The following is a 14,797-nucleotide window of genomic DNA, read 5'->3' on the forward strand; positions in this document are numbered from 1 at the left end:
ACAATTGAAACGCCAGCGGATCATGACTGATCCCGTGAACGTCATCATAATCGATCCTGCATTGCAGCGCGCTCTTCGGCATCCCCGATGCGGGCACCGATCGGGTCGCGCGGGACGCGTGTTCGCGATGACGGCGCGCATCCTCGGCTCCGATCTGCCCCGCGCGGGTGGCGGATCTCGGTCTCAGCCCGCCGGCCGCGCCGCATCGCCGGTCATCGCGAGCTGCTCGCGCAGATACGGCGCCGTGCGGCTGGTGGGAGCCGCGGCGACGGTCTCGGGCCGGCCGGCGGCCACGACGGTGCCGCCCTGGTCGCCGCCGCCGGGGCCCATGTCGATCACGTGGTCGGCCCGGGCGACGACGCGCATGTCGTGCTCGACCATGACGACGGTGTTGCCCGCGTCGACCAGACCGTTGAGCTGGACCATGAGGCGGTCGACGTCGGTCGGGTGCAGGCCCGTCGTCGGCTCGTCGAGGACGTAGAGCGTGCCGCCGCGCTGGCCGCGCTGCAGCTCGGTGGCGAGCTTGATGCGCTGAGCCTCGCCGCCGGAGAGCTCGGTCGCCGGCTGACCGAGCCGCAGGTAGCCGAGGCCGAGATCGCGCAGCACGGTGAGCGGCCGCAGGACGGACGGCTCGTCCGCGAAGGCCGCGCAGGCCCGGTCGACGGTCAGGGCGAGCACGTCCGCGATGCTCAGCCCGCTCCAGGTGACCTCCAGCGTCTCCGGCGCGTAGCGCGTGCCGTGGCAGGTCGGGCAGGGGGCGTAGACGCTCGGCATGAACAGCAGCTCGACGCTGACGAACCCCTCGCCCTCGCAGGCCGGACAGCGCCCCTTGGCCACGTTGAAGGAGAAGCGGCCCGCATCGTAGCGGCGTTTCCGAGCCTCGGGCGTCGCGGCGAACAGCTTGCGGACGGCGTCGAACAGGCCCGTATAGGTGGCGAGGTTCGAGCGCGGCGTGCGCCCGATGGGCTTCTGGTCGACCCTCACCAAGCGCCCGATGCCGTCCAGAGCGCCGGCGATGCGACCCTCCGACGGACCCGGCGCCTCATCCAGCGGATCGTCCGGCTCGTCCTCGGTCTTCACCGGCCGGCCGAGTCGCGCTCCGACGAGCTCGAGCAGCGCGTGGCTGACCAGGCTCGACTTCCCGGAACCCGAGACGCCGGTCACGGCGGTGAGACACCCGATCGGGAACGGGACCGACACATCCTTCAGGTTGTTGCGGACGACGCCCTCCAGCCGCAGCCACCCGGCGGGCTCCCGGAGCGGCCGCGGGGGCGCCTCCGCGAGCCCGAACAGGTAGAGCCGCGTCCGCGACGCCGCGACGTCACGCAAGCCCTCCGTCGGCCCGCTGTAGAGGATCGTGCCGCCGTTCTCGCCCGCTTCCGGTCCCACATCGACGAGCCAGTCGGCGCGGCGCATCGTGGCGATGTCGTGCTCGACGACGAACAGCGAGTTGCCCGCGGCGAGCAACCCGGCCAGCGCGTCGTGCATGGCGTCCCCGTCGGCGGGGTGAAGCCCGGCGGTGGGCTCGTCGAGCACGTAGACGACGCCGAAGAGCTGCGAGCGCAGCTGGGTCGCCAGGCGGAGGCGCTGCAGCTCACCCGACGACAGGGTCGTAGTGGCCCGGTCCAGCGAGAGGTAGCCGAGACCGAGATCCGCCAGCGTCCCGATCCGCGCGATGAGGTCGGAGGCCAGGCGCTGGGCCGCGAGGCGCTTCTCGATGGACAGATTCGGCGTGACGCGCACGTCCGGCGCGCCCGCATGGGCCGAGCCGCCGGACGCGGCCCGCGCGGCGCGGTCCTTCCGGCCCACCGCGCGGTCGAGGGTGGCNGCGCGGCCCCGGCCTCGGGCTCGGGCTCGGGCTCGGGCTGCCGGTCCTCGGCCGCCGGCCGCAGGGCCTCGGCGAGCGCGGTGAGCGGCATGCGCGACAGGTCGCCGATATCCAGCCCCGCGAACGTCACCGAGAGCGCCTCGGGCTTCAGCCGCTTCCCGTGACAGGCCGGGCAATCCTCGCTCACGAGGTAGCTCGCGGCGCGGCGGCGCATCAGGGCGCTCTGCGAGTTGGTGAACGTGCCGAGCACGTGGCGGCGGGCGCTGGTGAACGTGCCCATGTAGCTCGGCTCCAGCCCACGGCGGCGGGCGAGCCGCGTCTGCTCCGGGGACAGGCCGGCATAGACCGGTTCCTGCGGCTGCTCGTCCGTGAACAGGATCCAGTCCCGGAGCGTCCGGGGCAGCGCCTGCCAGGGCGTGTCGACGTCGACGCCCCGGCTGACGAGGATGTCCCTCAGGTTCTGACCGCCCCAGGCCTGCGGCCAGGCCGCGACGGCACGCTCGCGGATCGTCAGGGACGGATCCGGCACCATCGAGGCTTCCGTGGCCCGGTAGACCCGCCCGAGGCCGCCGCAGGACGGGCAGGCGCCCTGCGGGGTGTTGGGCGAGAAATCCTCCGCGTAGAGCATCGGCTGGCCGGGCGGGTAGGTGCCGGCGCGCGAGTACATCAGGCGCACGAGGCTCGACAGGGTCGTGACGCTGCCGACCGACGAGCGCGCGCTGGGGGTGCCGCGCTGCTGCTGGAGGGCGACAGCCGGAGGAAGGCCCTCGATCGAATCGACGTCGGGGACGCCGACCTGGTCGATCATCCGGCGCGCGTAGGGCGCGACCGACTCGAAGTAGCGGCGCTGGGCCTCCGCGTAGAGGGTCCCGAAGGCCAGCGAGGACTTGCCGGACCCGGAGACGCCCGTGAACACGACGAGGGCATCGCGCGGCATCTCCACGTCTATGTCGCGCAGGTTGTGCTCCCGCGCGCCCCGGACCGTGACGTAGCCCGTCCGCCCCGCCCCCGCCCGCGCGATCGTCGTTTCGCGCCGGGGTTTCGCCTCGTCCATGAGCAGCCTTCTCGGCGGAGGCCGGGACCCCGCAGATCGCGAACTCGCGAGATCGGAGACCGGCGCGGCGACCCGTATACCGTCCGGCCCGCAAACCGAAGCCGGACCGCGCCGGCGAACCGGCACCGGATCAGACCACCCGGCTTCCCGGCGGAGCGATGGGGACGGCCTGCTGGTCGGCGAGGACGGTCGCCGCAGCGCCGCCGGCCCAGGACGTCGGGTGCGGTCGACGGCCTGGCGGTTTTCCGACGACGGGCGCAGAACGTGCGGGTGCCCCGTCGAGGAACCGAGCATGGTCAACGAGCAGGTCGCGATCCGGACCGAGGACGGCGTATGCGGGACGCACGTCGTCGCGCCGGACGGCGCGGGGCCCTGGCCGGCCGTGATCCTGTACATGGATGCCGGCGGCATCCGTCCCGCCCTCGTCGACATGGCAAGGCGGCTCGCGACCGGCGGCTACCGCGTCCTGTTGCCGGATCTCTTCTACCGCTACGGGCCGTATGGCCCCTTCGTCCCCGCGGAGGTGTTCAAGGGCGATTTCCGCGCGATCCTCGGTCCGCTGATGGCGACGACCGACAACCTTAAGGCCGCGGCCGACACTGCGGCCCTCCTCGCCTATCTCGACACGCGCGACGACGTCGCCGGGCGCGCGGTCGGCGCGGTGGGCTTCTGCATGGGCGGCCGCATGGCCATCACGGCGGCCGGCACGTTTCCCGGCCGGTTCGCGGCCGTCGCCAGCTTTCACGGCGGCAATCTCGCCACCGAGGAACCCGCGAGCCCGCATCGTCTCGCGTCGAAGCTGAGAGCCGAGGTGTACATCGCGGCCGCCGAGAACGACGGCAGCTACCCGCCCGAGATGGCCGAGCGCCTGGAGACGGCGCTGTCGCGCGCGGATGTCCGGTACGCGGCGGAGACCTACCCTGCCGCGCACGGCTGGATGATGCCGGATTTCCCCGTCCACGATCGCGCGGCCGCGGAGCGCGGCTGGACAGCGATGGGCGCCCTGTTCGACCGAACCCTGCGCCGCGACGGCTGAGCGAGGGTCGCGATCCGGCGCTAGGCGGCCACCGGCAGCCGCAGCACGTCGTCCATCGTGATCGGCCGGCCGGCCTCGCAGCAGAGATGGAGCAGCGTCGACTGGCGGAACCGCAGGTCGCCGGTCACCTCCTCGCCGAGCCAGGCGGGCTTCCTGAAGGACTGGTCGGCGCGCGCGAGTTCGATTTCGGCCAGGACCATCCCGGCCAGCGAGCCCTGGAACACGTCGACCTCCCAGGTCAGCCCGTCGTGCGGGACGCAGTACCGGGTCTTCTCGATCACGTTGCCGGTGCACACCTGATCGACCATGGCGGCGCCGTCGGCATGCGGGATCTCGTACTCGAACTCCGCGCGGGCAATGCCTTCGCGGGCCCCCTTGACCGTGAGCCAGGCGCGCTCGCCGTCGAGGCGCACGCGGACCTTCCCGCGGGCGAAGTGACCGACCAGACCGTCCTTCAGGTGACGAATGGATGTGGCCGCGGCACGCCAGCCATCGCCCGCCACGAGGAACTTCCGCTCGATCTCTAACCGCATCCAGGCGCCCACCGCTTCGGCCGGACGCCTCGTAGCTCATCGGGGCCGCCGAGTCAGGCGTGCCGCGGGCTCCGGTGCGGACGCGCCGGACCGGGACGAAGCCTCGACGCAGATGTGCCGCGCACCGCTGCGTCGGAACGGCCGTCCGCGTCTCGGATCGCCCTTGCTCCGGCGACGTCGCGCCCTGGCGCGAACCGTACCGTCTCCGTGACCGGGTCGACGATCGCGGGACCGTGGGCGCGCGTGTCGCCCGAGGGCTTCCCGTCACGACCACAACGGGCGGCGCCGCCCGGGTGCCGGCCCACATGGTGGATCACCTCCAGACCGAGTGGCCCGACCTCCCGGTGTTCCTCCGCGTGTCGGCGGCCGGGCGCGCCCTCGTGGACGTGTCGCACCGCAATGTCGGGATCGACGGCCGCGGGGTCGCGGCCGCGATCACTCTCGAGGCCGGCTGCCCCCTCGACCTCGGCGACGCCGCCTTCCCGGCGGGCAGTGCCGCCCGCACGCTCCTCGGCAAGGCCAAGATCGTGCGGATCCGTCGCCCCGGCCCGGTCCCGACATACTGGGTGGCGTGCTGGCGGATCTTCGCGAACTCCGTGTATGGCTTGCTGGAGGAGGCCGCCTTCGGGGCCGGCCAGCTGGAGAGAGCCGCCGCGCGATGATCAGCGCCTTCGATCTGTTCAAGATCGGGATCGGCCCGTCGAGTTCCCACACGATCGGGCCGATGGTGGCCGCGCGCCGCTTCCGCGACCGCGTCGCCGGCCGGACCGGCGTCGCGCGGGTGAGCGCGGAGATCTTCGGCTCCCTCGCCTGGACCGGGCGCGGCCACGGCACCGACGTGGCGATCTTCCTCGGCCTGCTCGGCCACGAGCCCGCGACCGTCGATCCGGACGCCGTGGCGGGCTACACGCGGGGGCTGGCCGAGACCGGCGCCATCGGCCTGCCGGGCGTCGCCTTCGACACGACGAAGGACCTGATCTTCAACTTCACCGAGGTGCTGCCCCGCCACACCAACGGCATGCGCTTCCGCGCCCTCGACGCCGACGGCGCCGTGCTGGACGAGGTCGTCTGCTACTCGGTCGGCGGCGGCTTCGTCGAGGAGGAGGGGGCGGCGGAGGCCGCCGGCCTCGGCACCGTCGCACTGCCCCACCCGTTCGAGAGCGGCGCCGACCTGCTGCGGATCTGTGCCGAGACGGGCCTCACCATCCCGCAGGTCCAGATGGCCAACGAGCGCGCCCTGCGCGGCGAGGCCGAGATCGAGGCTGGGCTCGACGCCGTCCGCGACGCCATGCTGGCCTGCATCGCCCGCGGCCTGCGCATGGACGGCGAGCTGCCCGGCGGCCTCAGGGTCCGGCGGCGGGCGAAGCGCCTGCACGAGACCCTCGAGGCGAACCGCCTCGCGAACAGCCGGCCCGCCCACGAGATCATGGACTGGATCAGCCTGTTCGCCCTGGCGGTGAACGAGGAGAACGCGTCCGGCGGCCGGATCGTGACGGCGCCGACCAACGGCGCGGCCGGGATCGTGCCGGCGGTGCTGCGCTACATCGTCGACTTCTATCCCGGCTGGAGCGAGGCGCGGGGCCGCGACTACCTCCTCGCCGCCGCCGCGATCGGCGGCCTGATCAAGCGCCGGGCCTCGATCTCGGGCGCCGAGGTCGGCTGCCAGGGCGAGGTCGGCTCCGCGGCCGCCATGGCGGCGGCCGGGCTCGCCGCCGTGCTCGGGGGCGACGCGCGGCAGGTCGCCAACGCCGCCGAGATCGCCATGGAGCACCATCTGGGCATGACCTGCGACCCGATCGGCGGGCTCGTCCAGATCCCCTGCATCGAGCGCAACGCCTTCGGCGCCAACAAGGCGGTGGCGGCCGCCTCCCTCGCCCTCCACGGCGACGGGGTGCACTTCGTGAGCCTCGATCAGGTCATCGAGACGATGCGCCAGACCGGGCACGACATGCAGGCCAAGTACAAGGAAACGTCCCTCGGCGGCCTCGCGGTCAACGTCGCCGCCTGCTGAGCGCGCCGTCGCTCTCCGCCCTCGCAGGAAGCCGCGTCAGGGCGCCCACGCCGCCTCCGGCAGCGCGAACGGCTCCGGCGCGTGCCCGTCCGCGCGGAGCGCGGCCAGCAGATCGTCCGGCGTGAGGGTCAGGGTGCGCGTGCTGACCAGGGGATGGACGTTGACCGGCGCCTCCGCGAGCCTACTGTCCTGCACGAGGATCCGCACGCTGCCCGGCGCGGCGTTGAGGGCGCCGACCGGCCCGCGTCGGGAACCGGAGCGTCGCTACTCGGCGGCAGTCCGGGCCGCGGTCTCCGCCCCGTCGTCCACGCCGAAGCGCGCGATGCTGTCCTCCAGCCGCAGCGCGGCGTTGATCAGGGCCATGTGGGAGAAGCCCTGCGGCGTGTTCCCGCGCTGGGCGCCGGTGGCCGGGTCGATCTCCTCGGCGAGCAGCCCGACATCGTTGCACCGGGCGATCAGCCGCTCGAACGTGGCCTTGGCCTCGTCGGTCCGCCCGTCGAGGGCGAGGCAGCCGACCCGCCAGAACGCGCAGGCCGTGAACGTGCCCTCGTCACCCTCCAGGCCGTCCTCCATGCGGTAGCGGTAGATCAGGTCGCCGACGCCCAGCTCGCGCTCGACCGCCGCCAGGGTCGCGCGCATGCGCGGCTCCCGCGGGTCGAGGGCCCCGAACAGGGCGACGCGCAGGACAGCGGCGTCGAGATGGTGCGAGTCGTAGGCGCCGACATAGGCCTGCTTCTCGGCGCTCCATCCCCGCTCGAGGTATTCCGACCGGATCTCGGCGGCGATCCGCTCCCACTCGGCGATCCTCGCGTCCGATACACCCGCGATGTTGCGGGCGATCCGGGCCGCGTCCCGCAGGGCGACCCAGAGCATCGCCTTGGTGTGGACCTGCTGGCGCGGACCGGTGCGCAGCTCCCAGATGCCGTTATCGGGGTCGTGGCGGTGCCGGATGGCCCGGGCGGTGAGGTTGTCCAGCACCTCCGGCAGCCGGTCGTTGACCTTCTCGGGCGGGTCGTAATCCACCGCCTCGAGGAACACGCACAGCGCCCGGAGCAGCTCGCCGTAGATGTCGTGCTGGTCCTGGCACTCGGCGATGTTGCCGATCACCACGGGCCCCACGCCGTTCCAGCCGGCGAGGTGACTCAGTTCCTCCTCCGGCGGCATGTCGCCGGCGATGCCGTACATGAGCCGCGTCTCCCGCCCGAAGGTGCCGTCGCGCTCGCGCAGGAAGCGCAGGAACTCGGACGCCTCGCGGACGTAGCCCAGCATCACGAAGGCGGTGACCGTGAAGGCGGCGTCCCGCATCCAGGTGAAGCGGTAATCGTAGTTGCGGTTGCCCGGCACCGCCTCGGGCAGGCCCGCCGTCGCGGCCGCGACGATCCCGCCCGAGGGCGAGTAGGTCAGCAGCTTCAGGCACAGGGCGGACCGCATCACGGCGTCCCGGTAGGCACCGCGATAGGTGCTGCGGGCGCTCCAGCGCCGCCAGTAATCGGCGGTCGTCTCCAGGCGGCGCCGGGCCCCGGCGAAGTCCTCGATGCAGGCCTCGTCCTGATCCTCGCCGTGGGTCAGGACGAGATAGGCGGTCTCGCCCTCCGCGAGGTCGAACCGGATCTCGGCCGAATCCCCCGCGAGGGTCGGGCAGGGCTGCGCGTTGACCCGCACGCGCCAGTCCCCCGCCTCGAACAGGACCGACCCGCCCTCGACCAGCGGCGTGCAGGGGCGGCGGGCGTAGTCGAAGGTCGGGCGGACCCGGAACACGCCCGAGACCCGACCCTGCTCGCAGGTCAGCAGCCGGATCAGGCGGCTCTCGCTCTCGCCGTCCGGCCCCTCCTCGGGCTCCGGGCTCGGCGGGTTGACGGGCATCAGGTCGACGAGGCGCGCCCGGCCGGTCTCCGTGGAAAAGGTCGTCTCCAGGATGTTGGTGTCGGGGAGGTACCGGCGCGCACTCCCGGTCGGGCCGTCGAGGGCGAGGCTGCACGCCCCGCCCTTGTCGTCGTCGAGGAGCTTGACGAACAGGGCCGGCGAATCGTGGCGCGGCCAGCACAGCCAGTCGATGGAGCCGTCCCGGGCGATCAGCGCGCAGGAGTGGGTGTCCCCGATGAGGGCGTAATCGCTGATGGGCTTCGACACGGGGCTTCCGGATGGCGGTACCCGGTCTGCCGGGCAGGACAGAGTGCTGAGGTAGCCGAACGGCGTGTTGCGGGGAGTCCCGCTCGACGATTCGCCGCACGGCCGCTCGCGATCGATCCCGGTCGGTCAGGCCCCGGGCCTCGGCAGCATGCGGTCGCTGATGATCCGCCGCTGGATCTCGCTGGTGCCCTCGAAGATCGTCGTCAGCCGCGCGTCGCGCCAGTAGCGCTCGACGCGGCGCTCGGTGGTGTAGCCGTTGCCGCCGTGGAGCTGCATGGCCTGATTGGTGACCCGCACCGCCGTCTCGGTGGCCAGGAGCTTCACCATCGCCGACTCGCTCTCGGCGGGCTCGCCCTGGTCGAGGAGGTGGGCGACCTGATGCCAGAAGGCGCGCGCCTGCGCGACCTCGGCCGCCATGTCGGCCAGCGCGAAGCGCAGCGCCTGGAAGTCGCCGATCGGGTGGCCGAACTGGACCCGCTCCTGGAGGTAGCACTGGCAATCCTCGACCGCCGCGCGGGCGACGCCCACCGCCCGCGCCGCGGTGTGGACCCGGGCGATGTTGAGGCCGCGCTGGACGGCGGCGAACCCGCCGGAATCCGCGTCCGCCCCCTGGTCGCCGTAGAGACCTGTGAGCCGGTCGCTCTCGGGCACGCACACGTCCTCCAGGGTCAGCTCGAAGGTCTGGAAGCCGTGATAGCCGATCTTGTCGATCACCCGGCCGGTCACGCCGGCGGGGAAGCTGTCGCGCTCCTTGAGCACGAGGAACGGTTCGAGGCCGGCCGAGCGCGACTCCCCCGGCTCCGGGTCGCGGGTCCGGGCCAGGACCTCGATGAAGTCGGCGCCCTTGGCGAAGCCGGCCCAGCGCTTGGTCCCGGTGATCCGCCACCGGTCGCCGTCGCGCACCGCCCGGGTCTGCACGCCGGCGAGGTCGGACCCGGCATCGGGCTCCGACAGGGAGATCGAGCCGATCCACTGCCCCCGGGCCGAGCGCCGGAGCAGCTCCGCCCGGCGCTCCGGATCGAGGGTCTGGGTGCCGAGTCCCTGGCCGCGGGCCAGGATGCTGCCGACCGACAGCCAGGCGCGGGCCAGCTCCTCCGAGACGAGGCAGTACTCGAACACGCCGAGCCCCAGGCCGCCGTGCTCCGCCGGGATCGTGATCCCGAACCAGCCCTTCTCGGCCATGGCGTCGATGAGCGTCCGCGGCATCTCGGCCTTGTGACGGTCGAGCTCGTCGGCGAGTGGCAGGACGGTGTCGCGGGCGAAGGCGCGGGCCTCGGCCTGCAGCGCCGCCCGCGCCTCGGTCCGCCAGGGCGAGGCGAGTTCCGGCGGCCGCGGCGCGATCAGGTCCTTCCGATCCTCGGTTCCGGTCATCGTTCCCCCCTGTGGTGTGACGCCGTGCGGCAACTCAGTTCAGGTCCGTGCGGGAAACACGCGCTTACAAATTGGTTCCGTGCCCCACCTTCGAATAATCGGCGGAAGGCGTCATAATAGCCTGATGATGCAGGCCGACCCGCAGACCGACTCCTTTGCGATGAGCGCACCCGCAACACCCCACATCCTCGTCGTCGAGGACGATCGGGAGATCTCGGCGCTGATCGCGCGCTACCTGCGCGGCAACGATTGCCGCGTCACGCTCGCCGGTGACGGGGCCGACATGGACCGGATCCTGGCGGAAGCGCGCATCGACCTCATCGTGCTCGACCTGATGCTTCCCGGCGAGGACGGACTGAGCCTGTGCAAGCGCCTGCGCGGCACCTCGCAGATCCCGATCCTGATCCTGACCGCGAAATCCGAGGACGTGGACCGGATCCTCGGCCTCGAACTCGGCGCCGACGACTACCTCGCCAAGCCGTTCAATCCGCGCGAGCTGCTCGCCCGCATCCGCGCGATCCTGCGCCGGGTCGCCGCCGAGGCGCCGGACGCCGACGAGCGGCGGCGCCTGCACTTCTCGGGCTGGACGCTGGACGTCTCCCTGCGGCAGGTCCTGTCGCCCGAGGGCGCCCGCATCTCGATCACCGGGGCGGAGTTCGACCTGCTCCACGCCCTCTGCCTCCGACCGGGGCGGGTGCTGTCGCGGGACCAGCTCCTCGACCTCACCCAGGGCCGGGCCGCGGGCCCGTTCGAGCGGAGCATCGACGTGCTGATCTCCCGGATCCGCCAGAAGATCGAGCGCGACACACGCAACCCCGAGTTCATCCGCACGATCCGGTCCGGGGGCTACCTTTTCACGCCCGAGGTGACGCGGTCATGAGCGGGCTGGGGCGGCTCCGCGCGCGGCTGCGCCCGAAGACCATCGCCGGCCAGATCGCGCTGCTCGTGGTCGCCGGCATCGCGGTGGCCCACGTGGTCGCCACCGCGGCGTTCCTGATGCTGCACGAGTCCCAGAATCCCGACACGCTGCCGGGCGTGGCCGCGAGCCGTCTCGGCGTGCTCGTGAGACTCATGGACGCCGCTGACCCGGCGGCGCGGCCGGCGCTGCTGGCGAGCGGTCGCAGCCTGCCGCTGATCCAGGTCGAGCCCTGGGACGGGACGGTGCCGCCGGGGGCGAAGCCGGCCCCCGACCTGCCGGTAATCCGCAAGCTGCGCTACGGCGCCGGCCGGCCGGTGACGATCACCGACCTCGCCGCGGGCGACCGAGCGCGCGGCACGTCGGACGGGCGCCTCCATATCGGCATCGTCACGCCGGCCGGTGTGCGGGTCCAGGCGACGCTGCCGAACGATCCCCTGAGGGGCCCCCGCCAGGGGGCGCTGATCTTCACCGTGGTGTTCCTGGCGCTGACGCTGGCGCTGCTCTGCGTCTGGGCCACGCGCGCCCTCACGGCGCCGCTCAAGCGGCTCGCGGGCGCGGCGGAAGCCTTCGGCGCCCGCGACGACCACGTGGCGCTGCCGGAGGCGGGCCCGCGCGAGGTGCTGGCCGTGTCCCGGGCGCTGGACCGGATGCGGTCGCGCGTCCGCCGCCTGATCGACGACCGGACGCAGATGCTGGCGGCGATCAGCCACGACCTGCGCACGCCGATCACCCGGCTCCGCCTGCGCGCCGAGTTCATCGAGGACGAGAATGCCCGGGCCTCGACCCTGCGCGACCTCGACCAGATGAACGGCCTCGTCGAGGCGGCGCTCTCCTTCGTGCGCGACGGCCAGATCCGCGACGCGAACAGCCACAGCCTCGTGGATCTCGCCTCGGTGGTGCAGACGGTCTGCGACGACTACTCGGATTTCGGCGCCCCGGTCAGCGTCAGCCGCAGCCGGCACGTCCTGGTCCAGGGCCGGCCCGAGGAACTCCAGCGCGCGGTCACCAACCTCGTGGACAACGCCGTGAAGTACGGCGGCCGGGCCGAGGTGCAGATGGAAGCGTCCGAGCGCGGTGTCCGGGTCTGCATCCTGGATAACGGCCCGGGGATCCCCGAGGCGGAGCGCGAGGCGATGCTCCAGCCCTTCGTGCGCGGCGACCGAGCCCGCAATCTCAACGAGGCCAGCGGCTTCGGCCTCGGCCTCTCGATCGTGCAGGCCATCGTCGAGGCCCATAACGGGCGCCTGCGGCTGGAGAACCGCCCCGATGGCGGGCTCTGCGCTGCGATCGAGCTGCCGCTGGCCGCTCAGGCCTTCGCGGGGCGCGCGGCGCAGAAGCCCGCGCCGCTCCCGGCCGAGGCGGCCTGAGGCCGCCCCGGGGTCGCGACCGGCCTACGCCGCCCGCACGTTGCGGAGGAACTGCGCGACCTCCGCGCGGAGCTGCTCCGAGCGCGACGCCAGGGAATCGGACGCCTGCGCGACCGAGTCCGCGGCCTCCCCGGCATCGCCCGCGACCCGGGCGACCTCGGCGATCTCCAGGGTCATCGTGCCGGTGCCGGACGACGCCTGCCCCATGCTGCGCACGATGTCCTGCGTGGTGACGCCCTGCTGGTCCACTGCGGCGGCGATGCTGGTCGACACCTGGTTCATCGCCTCGATCTGGGCCGTGATGCCCTGGATCGCCCCGGCCGCGTCACCCGTGACCGTCTGGATCGAGGCGACCTGACGGCTGATCTCCTCGGTGGCGCGGGTGGTCTGCGCGGCGAGTTCCTTGACCTCGGCGGCGACCACCGCGAAGCCGCGGCCGGCCTCGCCGGCACGGGCGGCCTCGATCGTGGCGTTGAGCGCCAGCAGGTTGGTCTGCCCGGCGATCGTCGAGACCATGCCGACCACGTCGCCGATGCGCGTCGCGGCCGCGGCGAGGTCGGTCATGGTCTGCTCGGCCCGGCGGGCCTCGCCGACGGCGGTGGCGGACATCCCGGCCGCCTGCTCGACCTGCCGGCCGATCTCCTGGACGGTCGCGCCGAGTTCCTCGGCCGCGGCGGCCACGGTGTTGACGTTGTCGGAGGTCTGCTGCGCGGCCCCGGCGACGCTGGTCGAGCGCTCGGAGGTGCTGGAGACCGCGGCGCGCATGGTGTCCGAGGCCCCTTGCAGCTCCGTGACCGCGCCGGTCAGGCCCTCGACGATGCCGCCGACCGAGCGCTCGAAGCCGTCGGCCAGCTGCTTCAGCATGGCCCGCCGGCTCTGCTCCTCCCGCAGGCGCGCGGCCTCCGTGGTCTGGAGCTGCTGCGCGGCCTCCTCCAGCGACATGTCGCGGATCGTGACCACGGCGCGGGCGATGTCGCCGATCTCGTCCCGCCGCGCGCTGCCCGGCACGTCGGTCAGCGCCTGGCGCTCGGCGAGGGCCTTGAGCGCGCGGGTCAGGGCGCCGAGCGGCGCCACGATCGAGCGGGCGAGCAGGAGGCCGAGCAGGGCCGTTCCGGCGAGCACGAACAGGCCGGTCAGGATCAGCGTGCGCGACAGGGCCTGGACCGCGTCGATCGCCTCCGCCTGGGTCTGCTCCGCCACCACCGTCCAGGGCGCGCCCAGGACGGTCACCGGCGAGGCGGCCGCCATGTGGGCGCCGTTCTCCGCCGCGAAGTCGACGGGACCGCCGGCCTTGACCCGGTCGGCGGCGAGGCCGATCCCGCCGAGACCCGCGCCGGCATGCACGGCGGGGTTCAGCGGCGGGTTGCTGCGCAGGAGGCCGTCCGCGCCGACCGCCAGGATCTGACCCGTGTCGCCGAGGCCGGTCCGCTTCGACAGCGTCTGGTCGAACAGCGCCGGCGTGACCCGCATGACGATGAAGCCGATCCGCTCGGCCGCCTGGGCCGTGCCCATGGCGACGTTCGCCCGCTTGGTCATGGCGCGGCCGAGGAAGGCGGCCGGGACCCCGTCCACCGGGTAGGCGGCGAAATCCTCGTAGAGGACCGCGCCCGGATCGGCGGATCTCAGGCGCTCGACGAGGCGGGCGAGCGCCGTCCCCGCCAGGCCGTCGTCCGTCACCGACTTGCCGAAATCGGCACCCTTCGTCGTGGTGTAGTCGATCCGGCCGTTGTCATCGAGGAACAGCAGGTCGGCGTAGCCCGGCTGCGCGACGAGCTTGCGCGCCACCTCCTGGACCTTCACGTGCCGGCGGGCATACATCGACGGCATGCCGCTGCCGTCGAGCGCGACCCGCGCCTCGGCGGTCTGCGGCGCGCGGAACGCCTCGATCACGCTCGCAGTGTCGGGCTTCGCCGGGTCGAGGTTCTCGAGCAGGTCGGGGAAGTTCGAGACGATCTGCGGGTGCGCCGCCACCGCCAGGAAGTCGGCCTGCGCCCGGTCCGCCACCAGCTCGATCGCGTCCCGGCGCGCCGCCGCGGCGAGCTCGAGCCGCTCGTGGGCCGCGGCCATCAGGCCCGCCCGCGCCGAGTACCAGCTGAAGCCGCCCATGGCGGTGGCGCTCAGGAGCGCCAGGCCGACGGTCGTCGCGGGAAGGCGCGTGCTCAGCCGCGATAGCGTGATCATGATGACCCTGAATCTTTGAGAGATTGCTTGAGGCGTACCAATCGCCCAATCCTTATAAAAATCTCGTAAACACCAATACACTGCTCGGACCTTCAGCAGACCCGACACATACAACTTACGAGGCAGTCCAGACACCAACAATCCAAGTTGTGAATGGTCAATTCTCCCGCCCGGCAAGGTTCCGCCGGGCGGGTCGGCGTCGGAACCTCGGGCGCGGTGACGGATGGCCGGCCCCGGGCGCGCCCCCGGAGCGCGCATCTTCTCGCGGCCGCGATCCCGGCCCGGGCGCACCGTCACGGATCTTGCTGGCCGATCCGGTCTCGCGGTCACCGTCATCGGACGGTTATGAGTCCGGATGGTAGAGCGG

10 protein-coding genes and 1 pseudogene are annotated in these 14,797 nt (G+C 72.7%); 5 read left to right on the forward strand and 6 right to left on the reverse strand.

What is annotated here, in order from left to right:
• Positions 1–183: 183 nt before the first annotated feature.
• Positions 184–2,882: pseudogene (locus MMR14E_RS29385) on the reverse strand (excinuclease ABC subunit A).
• 292 nt (positions 2,883–3,174) lie between these two features.
• Between MMR14E_RS29385 and MMR14E_RS25645 the strand changes: the two are divergent.
• The gene (locus MMR14E_RS25645; RefSeq protein ID WP_331318171.1) at positions 3,175–3,918 is read left to right on the forward strand and encodes a dienelactone hydrolase family protein; all 744 of its coding nucleotides are present in this window, start codon (positions 3,175–3,177) and stop codon (positions 3,916–3,918) included.
• 20 nt (positions 3,919–3,938) lie between these two features.
• Here the strand turns inward: MMR14E_RS25645 and MMR14E_RS25650 are convergent, their stop codons facing one another.
• Positions 3,939–4,451: a CYTH domain-containing protein gene (locus tag MMR14E_RS25650; RefSeq protein ID WP_331318173.1), complete on the reverse strand. Its 513-nt coding sequence runs from the start codon at positions 4,449–4,451 to the stop codon at positions 3,939–3,941.
• A 305-nt stretch (positions 4,452–4,756) separates the two neighbouring features.
• Between MMR14E_RS25650 and MMR14E_RS25655 the strand changes: the two genes are divergently transcribed.
• Positions 4,757–5,113: a hypothetical protein gene (locus MMR14E_RS25655; RefSeq protein WP_331318175.1), complete on the forward strand. Its 357-nt coding sequence runs from the start codon at positions 4,757–4,759 to the stop codon at positions 5,111–5,113.
• Entirely contained in the window at positions 5,110–6,462 is a 1,353-nt protein-coding gene (locus tag MMR14E_RS25660) for an L-serine ammonia-lyase (RefSeq protein WP_331318177.1), read from the forward strand. Before MMR14E_RS25655 ends, MMR14E_RS25660 begins: the two co-directional genes overlap by 4 nt.
• Before the next feature lie 36 nt (positions 6,463–6,498).
• Here MMR14E_RS25660 and MMR14E_RS25665 read toward each other — a convergent pair whose 3' ends face one another.
• From MMR14E_RS25665 to MMR14E_RS25675, 3 genes are all read right to left on the reverse strand, one after another.
• On the reverse strand, positions 6,499–6,657 hold the full coding sequence (locus MMR14E_RS25665; RefSeq protein ID WP_331318179.1) for a hypothetical protein: 159 nt from the start codon (positions 6,655–6,657) through the stop codon (positions 6,499–6,501).
• Positions 6,658–6,726: 69 nt separating this feature from the next.
• Positions 6,727–8,592, reverse strand: coding sequence for a glycoside hydrolase family 15 protein (locus MMR14E_RS25670; protein ID WP_331318180.1), 1,866 nt, complete (start codon positions 8,590–8,592; stop codon positions 6,727–6,729).
• A 126-nt stretch (positions 8,593–8,718) separates the two neighbouring features.
• Positions 8,719–9,963, reverse strand: coding sequence for an acyl-CoA dehydrogenase family protein (locus MMR14E_RS25675; protein WP_331318182.1), 1,245 nt, complete (start codon positions 9,961–9,963; stop codon positions 8,719–8,721).
• Positions 9,964–10,087: 124 nt separating this feature from the next.
• On the opposite strand from MMR14E_RS25675, the gene MMR14E_RS25680 reads away from it, so the two are divergent.
• Positions 10,088–10,843: a response regulator gene (locus MMR14E_RS25680; protein WP_331318183.1), complete on the forward strand. Its 756-nt coding sequence runs from the start codon at positions 10,088–10,090 to the stop codon at positions 10,841–10,843.
• Positions 10,840–12,249 carry an ATP-binding protein gene (locus MMR14E_RS25685; RefSeq protein WP_331318185.1) on the forward strand — a complete coding sequence of 470 codons (1,410 nt, stop codon included), beginning with the start codon at positions 10,840–10,842 and terminating at the stop codon, positions 12,247–12,249. The genes MMR14E_RS25680 and MMR14E_RS25685 overlap by 4 nt, the downstream gene beginning before the upstream one ends.
• 24 nt (positions 12,250–12,273) lie before the next feature.
• Here MMR14E_RS25685 and MMR14E_RS25690 read toward each other — a convergent pair whose 3' ends face one another.
• Positions 12,274–14,430, reverse strand: a complete 2,157-nt coding sequence (locus MMR14E_RS25690) for a methyl-accepting chemotaxis protein (RefSeq protein ID WP_331318186.1) — start codon at positions 14,428–14,430, stop codon at positions 12,274–12,276.
• Positions 14,431–14,797 lie beyond the last annotated feature (367 nt).

The organism is Methylobacterium mesophilicum (assembly GCF_036441335.1).
Taxonomy (GTDB): Bacteria; Pseudomonadota; Alphaproteobacteria; order Rhizobiales; family Beijerinckiaceae; genus Methylobacterium; species Methylobacterium mesophilicum_B.